The organism is Mesorhizobium sp. RSR565B (assembly GCF_054719465.1).
This window is the reverse complement of the sequence record NZ_JBTTIE010000001.1, coordinates 2,163,019-2,182,003: the sequence shown is the minus strand read 5'-3', so window position 1 is coordinate 2,182,003 and position 18,985 is coordinate 2,163,019. Positions and strand designations below refer to the sequence as shown.

Below are 18,985 nucleotides of genomic sequence, written 5' to 3'. Positions count from 1 at the left end.
CGGATGCTCAACGTCTTGATGCATGTTGCGTCGTTTGCCGGCACGTTGTCTCGATTTAGGAGCGGTGCTGCCCGGATGCTAGGGCCGGCGCGCTTGTGCCTGTGTTTTTCAGTGACTTTTTCGGCAAGGCCCGCACTTTTTCAGCGAGGGTTGCAAAAAAGCCCGGCTTTGCGCCGGGCTTTCCGCTTTATTTGCCGTCAACCGGTCAGGCCGACTTCTTCTTCTCGTCGTTTTCGTCGATTTCCTCGAAATCGGCGTCGACCACATCGCTATCCTTGGCCGCGTCCGCCTTGGCGTCGGCTTCCGCCGCTTCCTTCTGCGAAGCTTCGTACATGGCCTGGCCGAGCTTCATGGATGCTTCGGCAAGCGTCTGCGACTTGGCCTCGATGTCGGCGGCATCGTCGCCTTCGGCAGCAGCCTTCAGCGCCGTGATAGCCTCCGATATCGCCGTGCGCTCGGTTTCCGAAACCTTGTCGCCATATTCTTTCAGCGACTTCTCGGAGGAGTGCACCAGCGCCTCGGCCTGGTTGCGGGCCTCGACCAAGGCGCGCCGCTGCTTGTCGGTCTCGGCATTGGCTTCGGCGTCCTTGACCATCTTCTCGATGTCGGCGTCCGAAAGGCCACCAGAGGCCTGGATGCGGATCTGGTGCTCCTTGCCGGTGCCCTTGTCCTTGGCCGAAACGTTGACGATGCCGTTGGCGTCGATGTCGAAAGTGACCTCGATCTGCGGCACGCCGCGCGGCGCCGGCGGAATGCCGACCAGGTCGAACTGGCCGAGCGCCTTGTTGTCGGCAGCCATTTCACGCTCGCCCTGGAAGACGCGGATGGTCACGGCCGACTGACTGTCTTCAGCGGTCGAGAACACCTGGCTCTTCTTGGTCGGGATGGTCGTGTTGCGTTCGATCAGGCGGGTAAACACGCCACCCAGCGTCTCGATGCCGAGCGACAGCGGCGTCACGTCGAGCAGCAGCACGTCCTTCACGTCGCCCTGCAGCACGCCGGCCTGGATTGCGGCGCCGAGTGCGACGACCTCATCCGGGTTGACGCCCTTGTGCGGCTCCTTGCCGAAGAACTGCTTCACGATCTCCTGGATCTTGGGCATGCGGGTCATGCCGCCGACCAGGACCACTTCGTCGATCTCGCCAGCCTTCAGCCCGGCATCCTTGAGCGCTGCCTTGCAGGGCTCGATGGTGCGCTGGACGAGATCGTCGACCAGCTGCTCGAACTTGGCACGGGTCAGCTTCAGTGTCAGGTGCTTGGGGCCGGTCGCGTCGGCGGTGATGAAGGGCAGGTTGATTTCGGTCTGCGTCGTCGACGACAGCTCGATTTTGGCCTTTTCAGCCGCCTCCTTGAGGCGCTGCAGCGCAAGCTTGTCGTTCTTCAGGTCGATGCCCTGTTCCTTCTTGAACTCGGCCGCCAGGTATTCGACGAGACGCATGTCGAAATCCTCGCCGCCGAGGAAGGTGTCGCCATTGGTCGACTTCACTTCGAACACGCCGTCGCCGATTTCGAGCACCGAAATGTCGAACGTGCCGCCGCCAAGGTCATAGACGGCAATGGTCTTGCCATCCTTCTTGTCGAGGCCGTAGGCAAGTGCTGCAGCCGTCGGCTCGTTGATGATGCGCAGCACCTCAAGGCCGGCGATCTTGCCGGCGTCCTTGGTGGCCTGGCGCTGGGCGTCATTGAAATAGGCCGGAACGGTGATGACCGCCTTCTCGACCTTCTCGCCGAGATAGGCCTCCGCCGTTTCCTTCATCTTCTGCAGGATCATGGCCGAGATCTGGCTGGGCGACTGCTTCTTGCCGCCGGCCTCGACCCAGGCATCGCCATTGTCGCCCTTGACGATCTTGTAGGGGACAAGCTTCTTGTCCTTCTCCGTCACCGGGTCGTCATAGCGGCGGCCGATCAGGCGCTTGACCGCGAAGATGGTGTTTTCAGGATTGGTGACCGCCTGGCGCTTGGCCGGCTGGCCGACGAGACGTTCGCCGTCGCCCGAGATGGCGACGATGGAAGGCGTCGTGCGCGCGCCTTCCGCATTTTCAATGACCTTGGGCTCCTTGCCATCCATGATGGCGATGCAGGAGTTGGTGGTGCCGAGATCGATACCGATTACTTTTGCCATTTTTCTAGTCTCTCCGCTAAGCAGGCTCTCAGGACCCGTAAGGCGTTCCGACGAAAGCCCCTGTTCACAAGAAATTCCGCTCCGGCAACCGGCATTCCGGCACTGGGCGGCTTGGCGCGTATATAAGAACAGGCGGCATCGGGCGCAAGCATTCTGCGCATGGCATCCACCGCGCCGCGCTTGGCGCCTTTGAACAGCCGCCCGGCGGCCCGGATGTGCTCAAACCGCGCTCAAAACCCCAGGATCTGCGCGATCCCCCGGCGAAGCGCCCAGTCAGGGCTTCGAAACCACAAGAAAACGTCACCTATGCGTGAGAGAGGCGGCTCCTGGCTGAGGAAGGCGCCTGCCCACAGCAGACACAGGCAAAAGCGTCACGCGGCCTGCGACAGCGATTTATGCGCCTCGGCCAGGATTTCGAACGAGCGCACGCGTGCCGCATGGTCGAAGATCTGCGCGGTCACCATCAGCTCGTCTGCGCCGGTGCGGCGCACGAACGCGTCTATGCCTTGCCGGACGGTTTCGGGGGAGCCGACGACGGCGCAGGACAGCGCCTGCGAAATCATGGTTTTTGCCATCGGCTCGAGCGTCTGGTCATAGCCCTCGACCGGCGGCGGCAGGCGGCCGGCCCGCCCCGTGCGCAGATTGACGAAGGCCTGCTGCAACGAGGTGAACAGCAGTTTGGCCTCTCCATCGGTCGGTGCGGCGAAAACGTTGAGGCCGAGCATGACATAGGGCTTGTCCAGCTGTTCCGAAGGCTGGAAGCGCGAACGGTAGATCTCCAGCGCATGGTCGAGTTCGGCCGGCGCGAAATGCGAGGCAAACGCATAGGGCAGGCCGAGCATGGCGGCGAGCTGCGCGCCATAGAGGCTGGAACCGAGGATCCAGACCGGCACCTTCTGGCCTTCGCCGGGCACGGCGTGGATACGCTGGCCTTCCGCGGCCGGCTGGAAATAGCCCATCAGCTCGACGACATCCTGGGGGAAATTGTCTGACGCCTCGAGATTGCGGCGCAGCGCGCGCGCTGTTCCCATATCGGTGCCGGGCGCGCGGCCGAGGCCGAGGTCGATGCGGCCGGGGTGCAGTGCCGCCAGCGTGCCGAACTGCTCGGCAATCACCAGCGGCGCATGGTTGGGCAGCATGATGCCACCGGCGCCAACGCGGATGGTCTTGGTGCCGCCTGCGACATGGGCGATGACCACGGCGGTCGCCGCGCTGGCGATGCCCGGCATGTTGTGGTGCTCGGCCAGCCAGTAGCGCCTGTAGCCGAGCCGCTCGGCATGGCGGGCCAGGTCGAGCGAATTTGCCAGCGATTGCGAGGCGTCGCTGCCTTCGACGATCGGCGACAGGTCGAGAACGGAAAGTGCGGTCATGGGCCTCAAGCCTTTACGATGTTCAACTGCCTGACCCTGGTTTCGAAGGCGCGGTCGGGAATGACGATGTCGAGCTGGCACCAAGCAACGGGTCCAGATTCTCGAACGGGATCGCCTGCGGATGCTGGCGATGCAGCGCGCTCAGCGTGTCGAGCGACGCATCGATCGGACCGCGATAGCCGATGCGGTCGAAATAGGAATCGAGGTCGAAGGAGGCATCGTTCATCGCAGGGTCCGGCTTGACCGGCTCGATATAGGCACTCCGCCTGAAGACAACAAATGCGGGATGACGGACAGGCGCGGCAAGCTTATGGCGCGGCCTTTCCGTTCTCTTCGGCCGCTTCCTCCTCCACCACGGCCGTCTGCTGTGCGGCGAGAAAATTGCCGACATGGCTGAGGCCATCGAAATGATCGCAGAACACTTTGACGACGACCAGCAGCGGCACCGCCATCAGCGCGCCGACAAAGCCCCAAAGCCAAGACCAGAAGGCGATGGCGATGAAGATCGCCACGGCGTTGATCTCGAGGCGTCGGCCGACAACCATCGGCGTAACGAACTGGCCTTCGACGATGTCGCACAAAAGCACGAAGCCCGGCGCCAAAAGGGCGTAGGTGATCGAGTCGAAGCTGATCATCGCAATGACGCTGACCAGCACGATGGTGATCAGCGCGCCGACATAGGGCAGGAAGTTGAGCAGCGCCGCCATCGTTCCCCAGACGAGCGGGTTGGGCATGCCGAGCGCCCACAGGCCAAGGCCGATAACCGCGCCGAGACCGGCATTGATGACGGTGACGGTGAGCAGATAATGCGAGATTTCGCGCTCGACGTCATAGACGACGCGCAAGGCCCGCTTCTTCTCGCTGAGGCTGGCGAAGGACTGGATGATCTTCTCATAGAACATCGTGCCCGACGCCAGCAGGAACAGTGACAGCACGAAGATGATGGTCAGGCTTGTCCCCGCCGACAGGACGTTGCTGGCGGCGGCCGACAGGACGCCGGACTGCGCCATCGCCACCTTCTGGATGCCCGGCTCCTGCGAGGTCTCCGTCATCTGTTCGATCTGATGCGAGATCTGCATGATCCTCTCGAGCGGACGCCGCAATTGCGCCAGCCGTTCGGTAAGTTGTTGGCCGATCGACGAGGTGTTGTTGAGAAGGTCGATGACCGGGCCGCTGAGCAGATAGCCGGCAACGCCGAAGACGCAGATCGACAGCACGACCAACATTGTCGCCGAAACCACTTCCGGAATGCCGCGCTTGCGCAGGAAGCGCACGATTGGTGTCAGCGTCAGCGTCAGCAGGAAGGCGAGGATGACCGGCATGAAGAAAGCACGCGCGAAATACAGCGCGTAGATGGCCATGAACAGGAAGATCCCGATGAGCAGCGAACGCATCAGATGCGTGTCGGCACGCGCCACAACTCTCGCCTCTTCGGTCTCGGCAAGGCCAGCACCCAAAGCGGCGGGTTCGGCTTTCATGATTTTCCCTCAGCGGCGCACCGCAATTGGTGCTTTCCCCTGACGGAAACGCCTCTGCAAGCCCAAGGTTCCGTTAGCCGGCAAGGCCCTCAATCCGGGCCGCCCGTCGCTCAGGCGGCTGGCGCTGCGACGGCGACGCCGGGCTTGGCGGTCTCCTTGCGTACGATCGGCGCCACCTTGGTGCCGTACAGTTCGATCGCCTTCATGATCTTGGCGTGCGGCATGGCGCCGATCGCCATCTGCAGCAGGAAGCGGTCATTGTTGAAGATCTTGTGCTGGGCGACGATCTTTTCCGCCACCTGCTCCGGATCGCCGACGAACAGCGCGCCGTTCGGACCACGCGACTGATCGAAATGCGCCCGCGAGGTCGGGCCCCAGCCGCGCTCGCGGCCGATGCGGTTCATCACTTCGGCCTGCGGGCCATAGAAATCGTCGGCCGCCTGTTCAGTGGTGCCGGCGATGAAGCCGTGCACATTGATGCTGGTGGCAAGGCCCGAGGGGTCGGTACCGGCCCGCCTTGCGGCATCGCGATAAATGTCGAACAGCGGTGCAAACCGCGCCGGCTCGCCGCCGATGATGGCCAGTGCCAGCGGCAAACCGAGCACGCCCGCGCGCGCCGCAGATTGCGGCGTTCCACCTATTGCGATCCAGATCGGCAATTTGTCCTGCAGCGGCCGCGGATAGACGCCGCGGTCATTGATCGACGCGCGCAGATTGCCGGACCAGGTGACTTTGACGCTGTCGCGTATGGCCAGCAGCAAATCGAGCTTTTCGGCGAACAACTCGTCATAGTCCTCGAGATTGTAGCCGAACAGCGGGAAGGATTCGATGAACGAGCCGCGCCCGGCCATGATCTCGGCCCGGCCGCCCGACAAAAGGTCGAGCGTTGCGAACTGCTGGAAGACGCGCACCGGATCGTCGGAGGACAGCACGGTGACCGCGCTGGTCAGCTTGATGCGCTTGGTGCGTTCGGCGGCAGCGGCCAGCGCCACCACCGGCGCGGACGCGGCATAGTCGGGGCGGTGATGTTCGCCCAGACCAAAGACGTCGAGGCCGACCTGGTCGGCCAGCTCGACCTCCTCGATCAGATTGCGTAGTCGCTGATGCGGGCCGATCGCGCCGGGGCCGGGCTCCGGGCTGACGTCGGCGAAAGTGTAGAGACCGAGTTCCATGGCATGTCATCCAAATGTTCTGATTTGCCGCTAGAGGTAGCGGCGAGCCGCCCCGGCCGCCAGAGGGGCGGATGGTGAACAGTGCATGTCGGTTTCGGCCGGCTTTGTTTCAGGGAAAACGCGTCTCCCGGCTGCAACAGCATAAACTTTCATGGCTGGCATACCGTTTTGGCGCTTGAACTCTCGGTTTTCGCGCGTATGTAAGCGTCGCGAATTGACTTCAGGGAAGTGGACTTGGCTATCTACAGGGAAAAAGACATTTTCGAGCGGCGCAATGCCGCGAACGAGGCAAAGAAGGCGCTTCTGGAGCGCTTCAAGTCAAAGCCGGCGGCTGATGATCCTGCGGTTCTGGCCAAACAGGCCGAACGCAAGGCGATTCTTGAGGCTCGCGAGATACGCGAGGCCGAAAAGGCCAGGCTGAAGCAGGAAAAGCTGGCACGCGAGGCGGTCGAGAAGGCCGAGCGCGAGGCAGCAGCCGAAGCGGCGCGTATTGCGGCCGAAGAGGCAGCGCAGGCTGAAGCGAAGATCAAGGAAGCCGAAGAAAACGAGCGCATCGCCCGTTTGCTGGCCGACGAAGCCGAACGCAAGGCCAAGCGCGACGCACGCTATGCGGCGCGCAAGCAGCGTACCGGCAGGACGCCTCCGGGCTTCTCCGCCCGCTAACGCTTCGATCGAAACGATCGGACATCAGGGTCGCCTTGCAGCGGCCCTGAAGGCGTTTGCCTAATTTAAGGGTTTGATGCCTCGGAGCTCAGGCGGCGAGCTTCAGCCCCATAATGCCGCAGACGATGAGCGCAATGCAGGCGAGCCGGATGGCCGTCGCAGGCTCGCCCAGCAGCCAGATGCCAAGCAGCGCCGTGCCGACCGTGCCGATGCCGGTCCACACCGCATAGGCCGTGCCGACGGGCAGCGTCTTCAGCGCCAGGCCAAGCAGGCCCAGGCTGATGATCATCGAGGCGACGGTTAGCACCGTCGGCAACGGCTTCGAGAAGCCGTCGGTGTATTTGAGGCCGATCGCCCAGCCGATTTCGAACAGACCAGCGAAAAACAGAAAAATCCACGACATCGGGATGCACTCCATTCCATGAGCATGGCGGGCCGTCCCGGCCGGACTTTTGAGAAAGGCGCGAGGTCGTCCTCGCCGCTTCGGTATAAGCGGCTGCGCCGGTCCGATCAACAAAACGCCGGCAGCATCGTTCATGCCGCCGGCGTCAAAATCTGCGCCGAAACGGTTTGCCCGGATCTCAACCGTCCCAAGATATTGACGACCTAAGGCGGGCTTACTTTTCCTTGAGCCTCATCGCCTTGACGGGCGGCGCCTTGAGTGCCGGAGCCGCGGCGGGCTTCTTGGCGTCTTTTTTCGGCTTGCGAGCTTCCTTGCCCGCCTTCATCGCACCTTTAGCCATGATTCGTTCCTCCAGTTGCTGGGAGGCCAAGTGAAACAAGAGAAACGCCGGACTGCAAGGGGGCGGGCGTCCGTCGCCGGCGCCGGCGGGCCGCTTTCAACCGGTTTCTAATTTGCTCGTAAACCATTCCGGTCCGTGCCATGGTTGCCTTCGCACTGCAGCATCGGCCATGCCTTCGCCCGGCGATGATCAGGAAGTGCGGTCAGGACGACAATGCGAATCCGCATCGGCAGCGAGATGAGTTTCGATTTTCCGCAGGAAACGCCGCTCATCGCGATGCTCAACGTCCACTACTCCAGGGCCTCCGATCTCGAGCGCCCGGATTTCCTGACCTCCAACCCGCCGGTGCCGATCCAGAGCTACCGCGACAGTTTCGGCAATTGGTGCAACCGTTTCGTCGCCCCGCCCGGACGCTTCACCTTCGGCACCGATTCGGTAATCCGCGACCCCGGTACCTTCGAGATGGGCGACCTGATGGCCTGGCAGCATGAGGTGCGCGACCTGCCGTCGGACACATTGCTGTTCCTGTTGCCCAGCCGCTTTTGCGAGAGCGATCTGCTGGCCAGCGAAGCCTGGCGGCTGTTCGGGCACACTCCGCTCGGTATTGCCCGCGTCCAGGCGGTCTGTGATTTCGTCCACAACCACATCGTCTTCAGCTACGGCAATGCCCGACCGACGCGCACCGCGGCCGAAGCCTATCGCGAGCAAAGCGGCGTCTGCCGCGACTTTGCCCACCTTGCGGTCACCTTCTGCCGTGCGCTCAATATCCCGACCCGCTACTGCACCGGCTACATCAGCGACATCGGCCTGCCCAAACCTTGGGCGAGCATGGATTTCGCAGCCTGGATGGAGGTCTATCTCGGCGGCCGCTGGCATGTCTTCGATCCACGCAACAATTCGCCGCGCATCGGCCGCATCCTGATCGCGTCGGGCCGCGACGCCGCCGACGTGCCGCTCACCCACATCTTCGGACCGGGCACGCTGGCTGGTTTCAAGGTGTGGACGGACGAGATCATCGAATAGGGGCGTCTTTTCGCAAGCTGGCCTACAAGACCCTGAACGACCGGGCGATTCGTGCGTTGTGATGCCTGTGGAGCTCAGGGGCGTTACATCAGGTTCCTTGGAGGGACAGCATGGCAGCACATGCCGGGCCGAAGACGGTCATCTACGCGGCGCTCGCCGGTAATCTAGCTATTGCTGTTACCAAATTCGTCGCCGCCTTCTTCACCGGCAGCTCGGCGATGCTGTCGGAAGGCGTGCACTCGCTGGTGGATACCGGCAATGGCGGGCTGCTGCTCTACGGCATGCACCGCGCCGCCCGTCCGCCGGACCGCACGCATCCGCTCGGCCATGGCCGCGAGCTGTATTTCTGGAGCTTCATTGTCGCCCTGCTCGTCTTTGCGCTCGGCGCCGGCGTGTCCTTCTATGAAGGCGTTGTCCACATCATGGCGCCTGAGCCGGTCGCCAATCCCAAAATCAACTACATTGTGCTGGGCCTCTCAATGCTGTTCGAGGGCAGCTCCTGGTACGTGGCGCTGAAGGAGTTCCGCCAGCAGAAGGGCAACCAAGGCTGGCTGCAGGCCGTGCAATCGAGCAAGGATCCGAGCGTCTACACGATCCTGTTCGAGGACAGCGCCGCCCTGCTCGGTCTGTTCGTCGCCTTCGCCGGCATATTGGCGGCCGAACTCCTCGACATGCCCGAACTCGACGGCGTCGCCTCGATCGGCATCGCGATGATCCTCGGCGCCACCGCCATCTTTCTGGCGAGCGAAAGCAAGGGATTGCTCATCGGTGAGCCCGCCTCGCCGGAAGTGCAGGCCAAGGTGCTGGCCAGCGCCCAGCAGGATCCGGCAGTGCAGCGGGCCAACGGCGTTCTCACCGTCCATCTCGGCCCGCAACAGATCGTCGCTGGGCTGAGCATCGAATTCGAGGACCATCTGACGGCGCCTGAGATCGAAGCCTGTGTCGAGCGCATCGAGGCGCTCTTGAAAAAAGAAATGCCGGAGATCACCAGACTGTTCGTCAAGCCGCAGACGACCGGAACGTGGGAGCACCGGCGCAAGCAGGTCGAGGCGGCGTCGGACTAGTTCTGGACCAGCAGTGCACCGTTGGTCCCATCGCCTGGTCCCGCTAAGATCACCCGACGGATTTCGGAGAATCAACCATGAAAATCGATGGTGGGTGCCATTGCGGCGCCATAACTTATGAAGCAGACGTCGACCCGGAAAAGACCTCAATCTGTCATTGCACCGACTGCCAGCAACTGACCGGTACCGCCTTTCGTGTCACTGTTCCCGCGCCTGAGGATCATTATAGGATCACAAAGGGCACACCGAAGGTTTATATCAAGACGGGATCGAGCGGCGCCAAGCGTGCCCAGGCGTTCTGCGGCGACTGCGGTTCGCATCTTTACGCAACGTCGGTTGGCGACGGGCCGAAGGTCTATGGGATCAGGGCGGGGACCGCGCGGCAACGCGAGGATCTCGTTCCGACCCAACAGAAATGGCACCGATCGGCCCTGCACTGGCTTCCGGAATTCGAGGGCGTAAGCATCGTAGAGGCGCAGTAGCACCTGCCTCCCGGTTAAACGCGGCCCAAACCAGCCAATAATGTGCTAGGCTACCCATCAAACGGATGGCGGGGATAGCAATGTCGGAAACGGACAAAGTGTTTGCCGGCTCGATTCCGGAAAACTACGACCGCTACATGGTGCCGTTGATCTTCGAGCCGTTCGCCGTGGATTTGGCACGACGGGCAGCGTCCTTGTCGCCCGGCGCCGTCCTGGAAGTCGCCGCCGGCACCGGCGTTGTCACCCGCGCATTGGCTCCAAAACTGTCTCCGGGCGCAAGCTATGTCGTGACCGACCTGAACCAGCCTATGCTCGACTACGCGGCCTCGCGACAAGCTCCCGACAGTCGCATACAATGGCGTCAGGCGGATGCTCTGGCGCTGCCGTTCGAAGATGCGGCTTTCGATCTCGTTTGCTGTCAGTTCGGCGCGATGTTCTTTCCCGACCGAGCCGCCGGCTATCGCGAAGCAAAGCGGGTCCTGAAGACCGGCGGCCATTTCCTGTTCAACGTGTGGGATCGCATCGAAGAGAATGTATTCGCCAATGATGTGACGAATGCTCTTGCGGAGATTTTTCCGAACGATCCGCCCCGCTTTCTCGCCCGCACGCCGCACGGCTACAATGACACTGCATTGATCCGCGGCGAGTTGGAAGCCGCAGGTTTCTCCCGTGTGGTGATCGACACGAGGGCCGAACAAAGCCGTGCCTCCTCGCCGCTCCTTCCGGCGGTTGCCTATTGCCAGGGAACTCCGCTTCGCAACGAAATCGAGGCTAGAGGAAAACTGGAAGCCGCAACCGATCACGCCGCGTCCGTGATTGCAGCCAGACACGGCAGCGGCGAGGTTGCGGCCAAGATCCAGGCGCACGTGATCGTGGCTACGGTCTAATGCATGGCGCCCAGAAGTGTGCCGCGGTTCTGGGACAACGACATGCATCAAAACAAAGACTTTTAAAGCGCGTTGTATGAATCCGTTCAGCGCGACGCGCTTTAATCGTCGCCTTCGACGACACGTAGCCTGAGCTGCCCCGTCTTGGAATCCGCCACCCGCACCCCGGCTTCGGCCTTGGCGGGGCCGCCACCGCGCACTTCGGCTTCGCTTTCGCCAAACTCCAGCGCTTCGATCTTTTGGCCGCGCTTGGTCACCTTCGACGTCGACACCAGTATCTCGTCGATATCCTTGGCCGACTGGCCAAAATGCGTCTGCAACCGGCGCACGCGTTCGTCGACGCGCGCGACGTCCTCCATCAGCCGGATCACCTCGCCCTGGATCAGATGCGCCTGTTCGCGCATGCGGGCGTCCTTGAGGATGGCCTGGATGACCTGGATCGACAGCATCAAAAGCGACGGCGAGACGATGATGACACGCGCCCGGTGCGCCTTCTGGACCACGGCGTCGAAATTCTCGTGGATTTCGGCGAACACCGATTCCGACGGCACGAACATGAAGGCGGTGTCCTGCGTCTCGCCCTGGATCAGGTATTTTTCCGAGATATCGCGGACGTGAATTTCGATGTCGCGGCGGAAAGCCTGGGCCGCGATCTTCTGTTGTTCGGCGCCATCGGCGGCGCGGATGGCGTTCCAGGCTTCCAGCGGAAACTTGGCGTCGATGGCAAGCTGCGGCGCACCGTTCGGCATCCTGACCAGGCAGTCGGGACGGCTGCCGTTTGACAGCGTTGCCTGGAACTCGTAGGCGCCCATCGGAAGGCCGTCGGCGACGATCGCCTCCATGCGCGACTGGCCGAAGGCGCCGCGCGTCTGCTTGTTGGACAGGATCGCCTGCAATTGCACGACCTGGCCGGCCAGCGACTGGATGTTGCCTTGCGCGGTGTCGATGACCGCCAGCCGTTCCTGCAGTTTGGCGAGGCTCTCATGCGTCGATTTGGTCTGTTCGGTCATGGTTTGACCGAGCCTGCCGGTCATGGCGTCGAGGCGCTGGCCGATCGACTGGTTGAGTTCGGCCTGCCTTGCGCCGAACACGTCGGCGATGGCGCCCATGCGGCCCTGCATCTCGGCCTGGCTTTGCAAAATGCCGGCCATCCGCGCCTCGGCGTCGCGGGCGTGGTCGGCGGCTTCCGCCGCGGCGATGGTGCGCGCCTTGGCCGATCGCCACAGCGCCACGACAAGCGCCAGGAACAGGCCGAGAAACACCAGCGCGCCGAGGGCCAGTGCATGGCCGAGCGTGATCGTCGTGGCGCCAAGCCGGGCAACGGGTTCGGAAAGGATGGTGCTCAGGTCGTTCATCCCGCCAGCATAGCCGATTCGCAGACCTGGCACAGATCAAAACGTGAACGAGACCGATTCGCACCGGTTGACGCTTCTCCTGCGACGTTTTAGGTGAGGCGCCATGTCGATCAAGCCGCTCATCATCCTTCCCGATCCTATCCTGCGCCAGGTTTCCAAACCGGTCGAACGCGTCGACGCGCCTTTGCGCAAACTGGCCGACGACATGCTGGCGACGATGTATGATGCGCCGGGCATCGGCTTGGCCGCAATCCAGATCGGCGAGCCGCTGCGCATGCTGGTCATCGACCTCGCCAAGGAAGACGAGCCGCCGGCGCCGCATGTCTTCATCAATCCCGAAATCCTCGAAAGCGCCGACGCTCGCTCGGTCTACGAGGAAGGCTGCCTGTCGATCCCGGACTATTACGCCGAGGTCGAGCGTCCCGCCTCGGTGCGCGTGAAATATCTCGACCGCGACGGCAAGCTGCAGGAGATCGAGGCCGAAGGCCTGATGGCGACCTGCCTGCAGCACGAGATCGACCATCTCAACGGTGTGCTGTTCATCGACCACATCTCGAAGCTGAAGCGCGACATGGTGGTCAAGAAGTTCAAGAAGCTCGCCAAGGACAAGGCGCCGGGCAAGCTGGTGGGATAGGGAAGATGCCGCTTCGCGTCATCTTCATGGGCACGCCGGAGTTTTCGGTGCCGGTGCTGCGCGCGATTGCCGAGGCCGGGCACGAGATAGCAGCCGTCTACACCCAGCCGCCGCGCGCCGCGGGCCGCCGCGGGCTGGAGCTGAAACCGTCGCCGGTGCAGCGCGAGGCTGAGCGGCTGGGCATCGAAGTGCGCACGCCGCTGTCGCTGAAGGGCGAGGCCGAGCAAGCTGCTTTCCATGCGTTGCGTGCCGATGTCGCGGTCGTCGTCGCGTATGGTTTGCTGTTGCCGAAGGGTATTCTGGAGGCTCCGCGCCTCGGCTGCCTCAACGGCCACGCCTCGCTTTTGCCGCGTTGGCGTGGTGCAGCTCCCATCCAGCGCGCCATTATGGCCGGCGACGTCGAAACCGGCATGATGGTGATGCGCATGGAAGAGGGCCTGGACACCGGTCCGGTGGCACTGGTTGAAAAATGCGCCATAGAGCCCGACATGACGGCCGGCGATCTGCACGACCGCTTGATGAATATTGCTGCCACGCTGATGGTGGAAGCGCTGTCCCGATTGGAGACAAATACCCTGGCATCGACTTTGCAGGCGGCTGACAGGGTGACCTACGCCAGGAAAATCGATAAGTCGGAGACACGTGTGGACTGGACGCGCCCGGCTGCGGAGGTCCACAATCACATTCGCGGCCTGTCCCCATTCCCGGGCGCCTGGTGCGAGGCCGACATCGGCGGCCGCACGGAACGGCTGAAACTGCTTCGCTCGACGCTTTCTGAAGGCACGCTTTCTGAAAGCATGGGCGAGTCGGGAGGAATTCTCGATGACCGGCTGACGGTCGCCTGCGGGTCGGGCGCGGTCAGGCTGGTCGAAGTTCAACGGGCGGGCGGAAAGCCTGCTGCCGCGCAGGAGTTTCTGCGCGGGGCCAAGATCGAAAAAGGAATGAAGTTCTCATGAGCATGATGTCGATACGCGGCGCGACGCCGCGGGACCGCGAGGCCATACGCCTGGTCGAGGAACACGCATTCGGCCAGCAGGCGGAGGCCGGGCTGGTCGACGCTCTGGTCACCGGCGGCGACGCCGTTGTCGAACTGGTGGCGGAAGAAGACGGCCAGGTGGTCGGCCACATCCTGTTTTCCAGGCTGTTCGTCCAGAACGGCGGCAAGCAGTTCGCAGCCGTGGCGCTGGCGCCGTTGGCGGTGGAACCTTCGTTCCACGGCTCGGGCATTGGCGGTGCGCTGATCCGCGAGGCGCATATCCGCCTCAGGGATGGCGGCGAGACGCTCGCCGTTGTGTTGGGCGATCCGGCCTATTACGGCCGCTTCGGCTACAGCCATGCGCGCGCCGAAAAGTTCGAGAGCGAATATCAGGGCGAAGCGCTGCAGGCGCTGGCCTGGGGTGACGCACCCGAAAAAGGCAAACTGGTCTACGCCCAGGCCTTTACCGCACTCGCCGCCTGAACGAAGGGTGTATGCCGCGTTTTCGTCTCGATATCGAATATGACGGCAGCCTTTTCGCCGGCTGGCAACACCAGGCGGATCAGCCTTCGGTGCAGCAGGCGATAGAGCAGGCGATCGAGAAATTCTGCGGTGAGGCGGTGCGGATACGCGCCGCCGGCCGCACCGACGCCGGGGTGCATGCGACCGCCCAGGTGGCGCATGTCGACCTCGCCAAGGCATGGCCAAACGACAAGGTGCGCGACGCCGTCAACGCGCACCTGCAGGCGGCAGGCGCGCGCATCGCCATCCTGCAGGCGACGGTTGTCCCCAATGAGTTCGACGCCCGTTTCTCGGCCAGCGGACGGCACTATCTCTACCGCATCCTCAACCGGCGCGCGCCTGCAGCGATGGAAAAGGGCAAGGTCTGGTGGGTGCCGAAGCGGCTCGATGCGGACGCCATGCACGAAGCGGCGCAAGTCCTGCTCGGCCGACATGACTTTACCACCTTCCGCTCGACGCAATGCCAGGCCAACAGTCCGGTGCGGACGCTGGAGCTGCTCGATGTAAGCCGCCAGGGCGACCTGATCGAAGTCAGGGCCTCGGCGCGCTCTTTCCTGCACAACCAGGTGCGCTCCATGGTCGGTTCGCTGAAACGCGTCGGCGACGGCGGCTGGACCGCCGCCGACCTCAAGGCCGCGCTCGCGGCGCAAGACCGCGCCGCCTGCGGCCAGGTGGCGCCGCCCGACGGGCTTTTTCTCGTCGGTGTAGACTATCCGGAAAAGTTCTAGGCCGGAGCGGCGGTCGGCACAGTGATGCCGAGCAGCGCCACCAGGCCGAACAACACGGCCAGAGACACCACCAACATGCCTGCGAACACGGCGCTGCCGACAGCCGCGCCCTTGCCGATCGCGGCGTTGGTCATCCGCCAGGAGAGTACCAGCGAAAGCACCACCAGAACCAGCCACACCAATTCGGCAACCGGGTTGCCGGACGGCAGGAAAAGCCTGATCAGCGCTGAAGGCAGCAGCATCCAGGCGGTGATCGCCGACGCCCAGTTGCTGGCGACGACATAGTGGACGAAGCGGTCGCCAATGCCGGCGCGCGATGCGACCAGGGCAAGCACAAACAGGGGCAGCAGCCACGAGCCGAGGTCGACGGTCGCCAGGCGAACCAACATGCCCAGCCGACCGGCGAACGCATTGGGATCGCCGATCTCGTTGGCCGTGCCGACCCACCCGACGATCATCGCCGGCGCGGCGACGACGATGGCGAAGAAGGAATTCCAGAAGCCGTCCGCCGAAAGGTCGAGCAGCCGCAAGCCGTCGGCCTTTCCGAGCATCAGCCGCCAGGCGCCGTTAAGCGATGAAGAGGTCTCGTCAACCGAAAGCATGATCAGCCCTGCTCGAACCAGTCATCGATGAAGCGCTGGTAGATTTGGGTCAGCGTCTCGAGGTCGGCCAGTGCGACGCGCTCGTCGACCATGTGCATGGTCTTGCCGACCAGGCCGAACTCGACCACCGGGCAATAGTCCTTGATGAAACGCGCATCCGAGGTTCCGCCCGAGGTGGACAGCGCCGGCTCCTTGCCGACTGTCGCCTTGATCGACCCGCGCAGCGTCTCGATCAGCTTGTCGTCGCGCGTCAGGAAGACATGGCTCGGCCGGTCGCGCCAGATCAGCTCGTAGTCGACCGGCGTCTTGCCGGTCCGGTATTTCTTGCGCTTCGCCGCCTGGTCGAGGCGGTTATGGATCTCGGCCTGCACCGTCTCGGCAGTCCATGTGTCGTTGAAGCGGATGTTGAAGGTGGCTGTCGCCTTGGCCGGAATGACATTGGTCGCCGGGTTGCCGACATCGATCGAGGTCACTTCCAGATTGGTCGGCTGAAAATCCTTCGTGCCCTTGTCGAAGACGGGCGACAGCAAGGCGTCGACCAGGCTGATCAGGCCGCGCACCGGATTGTCGGCGAGCAATGGATAGGCGACATGGCCCTGGCGGCCGTTGACCGTGACACTGCCCGACATCGAGCCACGCCGGCCGATCTTGATCATGTCGCCGAGCGTGTCCGGATTGGTCGGCTCGCCAACGATCGCGGCGTCCCATCTCTCGCCCTTGGCCGCCGCCCAGTCGAGCAGTTTTGTCGTCCCGTTGATCGCCGGCCCCTCCTCGTCGCCGGTAATCAGCAGCGAGACCGAGCCTTTCGGACCACCCTTTTTCTCGACATGGCGCGCCACGGCGGCGATGAAACAGGCGATGCCGCCCTTCATGTCGACGGCGCCGCGGCCATACATCTCGCCCTTGGCGATCTCGGCGGCGAAGGGCGGATGCGTCCACGACGCCTCGTCGCCCGCCGGCACCACGTCGGTATGGCCGGCAAACATCAGATGCGGCCCGTTGCCGGAGCGACGCGCGTAGAGGTTCTCGATGTCGGGGGTGCCGTCTTCGGAAAACACAGGGCGTTCGACGGAAAAGCCGAGCGGCTTCAGCATGCCTTCCAGGGCAGCCAGCGCGCCGCCCTCGGCGGGCGTTACGGAGGCGCAGCGTATGAGGGTCGCGAGGTTGGCGGCGGGATCGGTCGGCAGTTTCATGGGCAAAGCGATAGTCGAAAGCGAAAGGCCTGTCACGGCCAGAGATGAGGACCGGTCCTGCCGCCGACATTATGGTTTTCCTGTCGTATAGTGCAGGCCAACACGAGATAATCGCATGGCCAACGCCGAAAAGACCATCGTCATTGCCGGCGCCGGCAGCATCGGCTGCTATGTCGGCGGTTGCCTGGCGCTGGCCGGACTCAAGGTGGTGTTTTTGGCGCGGCCAGGCATCGCGACGGCCTTGCTGGGCGGTGGCCTGCGCATCACCGATGTCGATGGTCGCGACCGATCCATCCGGCCGGAGTCCGTCACCACCGATCCCGCCGCTGCCCTCGCCAGCGCCGACGTGGTGCTGGTGACGGTCAAGAACGGCGCTACCGACGAGATGGCGTCGCTTGTTGCCGGACATGCGCGCGGCGATGTCGTGGTGGTCAGCCTGCAGAACGGCGTCGGCAATGCCGACCGGTTACGCGCCGGGCTCGGTGGACGGACTGTGCTCGCCGGCATGGTGCCGTTCAATGTCGTCCAGTCGGCCATAGGCAATTTGCCGCTTCACGTGCATCGCGCCAGCGACGGCAAGGTCATGATCGAAGTTGGCGTGACCGGCCTTGCCGGCCTTCTCGATGTCGAAGGGCTTGGCGTGGAAACCCATCCCGACATGAAAGCCGTTCAGTGGGGCAAGCTGCTGATCAACCTCAACAACGCGCTTGTCGCCTTGTCCGGCCTGCCGCTGGCGAGCGAACTTGCCGACCGCCGCTGGCGGCGGATCCTGGCCGGTCAGATCGACGAGGCCCTGGCGGCGATGAAGGCGTTACATATCGCGCCGGCGCGGATCGGCGGCTTGCGTCCCGGCCTGCTGCCGAAACTGCTCCGGCTGCCGGACTGGCTGTTCCGGCTGGTCGCCCGCCGCATGCTCGCGATCGACCCGCAGGCGCGCTCGTCGATGTGGGACGACCTCCAGCGCGGTCGGCCGACCGAGATCGGTGACCTGCAGGGGGCCGTCCTGAGCCTCGCCGAAAAGGCCGGCACGCCGGCGCCTCTGCTGAAGCGGGTCACCGCGCTGGTGCGGCAGGCCGAGCGGGAAAAGCGCGGCTCACCCGGGCTGACGCCGGAAGCCGTCACTGGATAGTCTACTTGCCGCGAGCCTCGGGCCTTGGCCCGCATAGCCCGAAAACAGGCGCGTGGGCCCGCCGCGTCACAGCTTTGGTGCGCGCCTCGGAGCCGGCGCTTTGCTCGCCGGGCCTGGCGCCGGCAGGGGCTGCGCCGCCGGGTGGTTCTCGATCAGCGTGATCTTCTGCCAGATCTTGCGCGACAGGTTGGACGCCAGGTTCTCGACGTCGTTGACGCCGTCGATGACCACATCGTCATTGACCGACTGCGCAAACAGCGCCGCGATCTTGCCGGTGATCGACAGCATTTCCGAGCAATAGTCGAGGTAGCGCGCCAGGTCGGCGGCATTGGTGATGCGAGCCGGCGAATGCGCGGTCGGCCTGAAATTGGCGGACAATGCTGCCGGATCCTTGGTCAGCTGGTGCATGTCGATGACATGGATCAGCGATCTCAACCCATGCAACTGGCGAAACACCCGCTTGCGCTTGATGCGCTCCTCGGTGCGGATCAGCGCCAGCAGGCCGAGCACGGCAAGGATCATCATGTTGATCGTGGCTTCGATGCCTTGCACCGACTGCACCGCATCGTCGGCCTGCGAGATATGGATGAGCGGCAGGATGGTGCCGACGAATAGGAAGATCAGCGCGCCGGCGGCAACAGCGGCAACGATGGCGCCGCGCAGCCACCAGATCGGCGCTTCCAGCGCCTGCGCCGCCTTGGCCAGGTCGCGCGACAGCGACACCAGTTCGGCGGCGACGCCGCGCAGGCCGGCATCGGGAAAACGCTCGGCGACGCGCTCTTCCAGCCGCTCGGCGGTGTCGATGATCAGTTTCGGATCAAGCGTGCGGTAGCGCATGGCGA

The 18,985-nt window shown here is 63.7% G+C and carries 21 protein-coding genes; 10 read left to right on the top strand and 11 right to left on the bottom strand.

What is annotated here, in order from left to right:
- Nucleotides 1-205: 205 nt before the first annotated feature.
- The 5 genes from dnaK to ACYG9R_RS10490 form a co-directional block, all read right to left on the bottom strand.
- Nucleotides 206-2,122, bottom strand: a complete 1,917-nt coding sequence (gene dnaK, locus ACYG9R_RS10510) for a molecular chaperone DnaK (RefSeq protein ID WP_023673200.1) — start codon at nucleotides 2,120-2,122, stop codon at nucleotides 206-208.
- A gap of 371 nt (nucleotides 2,123-2,493) precedes the next feature.
- Nucleotides 2,494-3,492, bottom strand: a complete 999-nt coding sequence (locus tag ACYG9R_RS10505; protein WP_023673201.1) for an LLM class flavin-dependent oxidoreductase — start codon at nucleotides 3,490-3,492, stop codon at nucleotides 2,494-2,496.
- A 22-nt stretch (nucleotides 3,493-3,514) separates the two neighbouring features.
- Nucleotides 3,515-3,718 (bottom strand): arylamine N-acetyltransferase, encoded by a 204-nt coding sequence (locus ACYG9R_RS10500; protein WP_023681323.1) that lies wholly within the window; start codon nucleotides 3,716-3,718, stop codon nucleotides 3,515-3,517.
- 82 nt (nucleotides 3,719-3,800) lie between these two features.
- Nucleotides 3,801-4,970, bottom strand: a complete 1,170-nt coding sequence (locus tag ACYG9R_RS10495) for an AI-2E family transporter (protein WP_023681324.1) — start codon at nucleotides 4,968-4,970, stop codon at nucleotides 3,801-3,803.
- Between the two features lie 110 nt (nucleotides 4,971-5,080).
- Nucleotides 5,081-6,142 (bottom strand): LLM class flavin-dependent oxidoreductase, encoded by a 1,062-nt coding sequence (locus ACYG9R_RS10490; RefSeq protein ID WP_023824013.1) that lies wholly within the window; start codon nucleotides 6,140-6,142, stop codon nucleotides 5,081-5,083.
- Nucleotides 6,143-6,376: 234 nt separating this feature from the next.
- On the opposite strand from ACYG9R_RS10490, the gene ACYG9R_RS10485 reads away from it, so the two are divergent.
- A complete protein-coding gene (locus tag ACYG9R_RS10485) occupies nucleotides 6,377-6,805 on the top strand; it encodes a DUF6481 family protein (RefSeq protein WP_023673205.1) in 429 nt (142 codons plus the stop codon).
- Between the two features lie 88 nt (nucleotides 6,806-6,893).
- Here ACYG9R_RS10485 and sugE read toward each other — a convergent pair whose 3' ends face one another.
- Together sugE and ACYG9R_RS10475 are read right to left on the bottom strand one after the other, a co-directional pair.
- On the bottom strand, nucleotides 6,894-7,208 hold the full coding sequence (gene sugE, locus ACYG9R_RS10480) for a quaternary ammonium compound efflux SMR transporter SugE (RefSeq protein ID WP_023681326.1): 315 nt from the start codon (nucleotides 7,206-7,208) through the stop codon (nucleotides 6,894-6,896).
- Between the two features lie 214 nt (nucleotides 7,209-7,422).
- Entirely contained in the window at nucleotides 7,423-7,548 is a 126-nt protein-coding gene (locus ACYG9R_RS10475) for a hypothetical protein (protein WP_006200611.1), read from the bottom strand.
- A 213-nt stretch (nucleotides 7,549-7,761) separates the two neighbouring features.
- Here ACYG9R_RS10475 and ACYG9R_RS10470 point away from each other — a divergent pair, with 213 nt between their 5' ends.
- The 4 genes from ACYG9R_RS10470 to ACYG9R_RS10455 all read left to right on the top strand — a co-directional run bounded on the left by ACYG9R_RS10470 (nucleotide 7,762) and on the right by ACYG9R_RS10455 (nucleotide 11,004).
- A complete protein-coding gene (locus tag ACYG9R_RS10470; RefSeq protein ID WP_023687480.1) occupies nucleotides 7,762-8,571 on the top strand; it encodes a transglutaminase-like domain-containing protein in 810 nt (269 codons plus the stop codon).
- Between the two features lie 110 nt (nucleotides 8,572-8,681).
- The gene (locus tag ACYG9R_RS10465; protein ID WP_023824011.1) at nucleotides 8,682-9,635 is read left to right on the top strand and encodes a cation diffusion facilitator family transporter; all 954 of its coding nucleotides are present in this window, start codon (nucleotides 8,682-8,684) and stop codon (nucleotides 9,633-9,635) included.
- 77 nt (nucleotides 9,636-9,712) lie between these two features.
- The gene (locus tag ACYG9R_RS10460; RefSeq protein WP_023673210.1) at nucleotides 9,713-10,117 is read left to right on the top strand and encodes a GFA family protein; all 405 of its coding nucleotides are present in this window, start codon (nucleotides 9,713-9,715) and stop codon (nucleotides 10,115-10,117) included.
- Between the two features lie 80 nt (nucleotides 10,118-10,197).
- Entirely contained in the window at nucleotides 10,198-11,004 is an 807-nt protein-coding gene (locus tag ACYG9R_RS10455; protein WP_023824010.1) for a class I SAM-dependent methyltransferase, read from the top strand.
- A gap of 101 nt (nucleotides 11,005-11,105) precedes the next feature.
- Here ACYG9R_RS10455 and ACYG9R_RS10450 read toward each other — a convergent pair whose 3' ends face one another.
- Entirely contained in the window at nucleotides 11,106-12,359 is a 1,254-nt protein-coding gene (locus tag ACYG9R_RS10450) for a DNA recombination protein RmuC (RefSeq protein ID WP_023692996.1), read from the bottom strand.
- Between the two features lie 103 nt (nucleotides 12,360-12,462).
- On the opposite strand from ACYG9R_RS10450, the gene def reads away from it, so the two are divergent.
- From def to truA, 4 genes are read left to right on the top strand one after another with little or no spacing between them, the layout of a single operon-like run.
- Nucleotides 12,463-12,993 carry a peptide deformylase gene (def, locus tag ACYG9R_RS10445; protein ID WP_023673213.1) on the top strand — a complete coding sequence of 177 codons (531 nt, stop codon included), beginning with the start codon at nucleotides 12,463-12,465 and terminating at the stop codon, nucleotides 12,991-12,993.
- A 5-nt stretch (nucleotides 12,994-12,998) separates the two neighbouring features.
- Nucleotides 12,999-13,949 (top strand): methionyl-tRNA formyltransferase, encoded by a 951-nt coding sequence (gene fmt, locus ACYG9R_RS10440; protein WP_023824009.1) that lies wholly within the window; start codon nucleotides 12,999-13,001, stop codon nucleotides 13,947-13,949.
- Nucleotides 13,946-14,452: a GNAT family N-acetyltransferase gene (locus tag ACYG9R_RS10435; RefSeq protein ID WP_023673215.1), complete on the top strand. Its 507-nt coding sequence runs from the start codon at nucleotides 13,946-13,948 to the stop codon at nucleotides 14,450-14,452. The genes fmt and ACYG9R_RS10435 overlap by 4 nt, the downstream gene beginning before the upstream one ends.
- Nucleotides 14,453-14,463: 11 nt before the next feature.
- Complete coding sequence (gene truA, locus ACYG9R_RS10430; RefSeq protein WP_023824008.1) at nucleotides 14,464-15,219, top strand: tRNA pseudouridine(38-40) synthase TruA; 756 nt, start codon at nucleotides 14,464-14,466, stop codon at nucleotides 15,217-15,219.
- Here the strand turns inward: truA and ACYG9R_RS10425 are convergent.
- Nucleotides 15,216-15,821 (bottom strand): hypothetical protein, encoded by a 606-nt coding sequence (locus ACYG9R_RS10425; protein WP_023696038.1) that lies wholly within the window; start codon nucleotides 15,819-15,821, stop codon nucleotides 15,216-15,218. The two genes, truA and ACYG9R_RS10425, sit on opposite strands and share 4 nt — an antisense overlap.
- 2 nt (nucleotides 15,822-15,823) lie before the next feature.
- On the bottom strand, nucleotides 15,824-17,014 hold the full coding sequence (gene dapE, locus ACYG9R_RS10420) for a succinyl-diaminopimelate desuccinylase (RefSeq protein WP_023696037.1): 1,191 nt from the start codon (nucleotides 17,012-17,014) through the stop codon (nucleotides 15,824-15,826).
- A gap of 115 nt (nucleotides 17,015-17,129) precedes the next feature.
- Between dapE and ACYG9R_RS10415 the strand changes: the two genes are divergently transcribed.
- The gene (locus ACYG9R_RS10415) at nucleotides 17,130-18,143 is read left to right on the top strand and encodes a 2-dehydropantoate 2-reductase (RefSeq protein ID WP_023824007.1); all 1,014 of its coding nucleotides are present in this window, start codon (nucleotides 17,130-17,132) and stop codon (nucleotides 18,141-18,143) included.
- A gap of 66 nt (nucleotides 18,144-18,209) precedes the next feature.
- Here the strand turns inward: ACYG9R_RS10415 and ACYG9R_RS10410 are convergent, their stop codons facing one another.
- Nucleotides 18,210-18,980, bottom strand: coding sequence for a hypothetical protein (locus tag ACYG9R_RS10410; RefSeq protein ID WP_023752346.1), 771 nt, complete (start codon nucleotides 18,978-18,980; stop codon nucleotides 18,210-18,212).
- Between the last annotated feature and the right edge of the window lie 5 nt (nucleotides 18,981-18,985).

Excerpts from the sequence above, each read along its gene's own strand:
- ACYG9R_RS10475 (WP_006200611.1), bottom strand. The coding sequence starts at position 7,548 with ATGGCTAAAGGTGCGATGAAGGCGGGCAAGGAAGCTCGCAAGCCGAAA.
- ACYG9R_RS10450 (WP_023692996.1), bottom strand. The coding sequence starts at position 12,359 with ATGAACGACCTGAGCACCATCCTTTCCGAACCCGTTGCCCGGCTTGGC.
- ACYG9R_RS10455 (WP_023824010.1), top strand. The coding sequence starts at position 10,198 with ATGTCGGAAACGGACAAAGTGTTTGCCGGCTCGATTCCGGAAAACTAC.
- sugE (WP_023681326.1), bottom strand. The coding sequence starts at position 7,208 with ATGTCGTGGATTTTTCTGTTTTTCGCTGGTCTGTTCGAAATCGGCTGG.
- ACYG9R_RS10490 (WP_023824013.1), bottom strand. The coding sequence starts at position 6,142 with ATGGAACTCGGTCTCTACACTTTCGCCGACGTCAGCCCGGAGCCCGGC.
- truA (WP_023824008.1), top strand. The coding sequence starts at position 14,464 with ATGCCGCGTTTTCGTCTCGATATCGAATATGACGGCAGCCTTTTCGCC.
- dapE (WP_023696037.1), bottom strand. The coding sequence starts at position 17,014 with ATGAAACTGCCGACCGATCCCGCCGCCAACCTCGCGACCCTCATACGC.
- ACYG9R_RS10465 (WP_023824011.1), top strand. The coding sequence starts at position 8,682 with ATGGCAGCACATGCCGGGCCGAAGACGGTCATCTACGCGGCGCTCGCC.
- def (WP_023673213.1), top strand. The coding sequence starts at position 12,463 with ATGTCGATCAAGCCGCTCATCATCCTTCCCGATCCTATCCTGCGCCAG.
- ACYG9R_RS10425 (WP_023696038.1), bottom strand. The coding sequence starts at position 15,821 with ATGCTTTCGGTTGACGAGACCTCTTCATCGCTTAACGGCGCCTGGCGG.
- ACYG9R_RS10410 (WP_023752346.1), bottom strand. The coding sequence starts at position 18,980 with ATGCGCTACCGCACGCTTGATCCGAAACTGATCATCGACACCGCCGAG.
- ACYG9R_RS10500 (WP_023681323.1), bottom strand. The coding sequence starts at position 3,718 with ATGAACGATGCCTCCTTCGACCTCGATTCCTATTTCGACCGCATCGGC.
- dnaK (WP_023673200.1), bottom strand. The coding sequence starts at position 2,122 with ATGGCAAAAGTAATCGGTATCGATCTCGGCACCACCAACTCCTGCATC.
- ACYG9R_RS10435 (WP_023673215.1), top strand. The coding sequence starts at position 13,946 with ATGAGCATGATGTCGATACGCGGCGCGACGCCGCGGGACCGCGAGGCC.
- ACYG9R_RS10415 (WP_023824007.1), top strand. The coding sequence starts at position 17,130 with ATGGCCAACGCCGAAAAGACCATCGTCATTGCCGGCGCCGGCAGCATC.
- ACYG9R_RS10460 (WP_023673210.1), top strand. The coding sequence starts at position 9,713 with ATGAAAATCGATGGTGGGTGCCATTGCGGCGCCATAACTTATGAAGCA.
- ACYG9R_RS10495 (WP_023681324.1), bottom strand. The coding sequence starts at position 4,970 with ATGAAAGCCGAACCCGCCGCTTTGGGTGCTGGCCTTGCCGAGACCGAA.
- ACYG9R_RS10470 (WP_023687480.1), top strand. The coding sequence starts at position 7,762 with ATGCGAATCCGCATCGGCAGCGAGATGAGTTTCGATTTTCCGCAGGAA.
- fmt (WP_023824009.1), top strand. The coding sequence starts at position 12,999 with ATGCCGCTTCGCGTCATCTTCATGGGCACGCCGGAGTTTTCGGTGCCG.
- ACYG9R_RS10505 (WP_023673201.1), bottom strand. The coding sequence starts at position 3,492 with ATGACCGCACTTTCCGTTCTCGACCTGTCGCCGATCGTCGAAGGCAGC.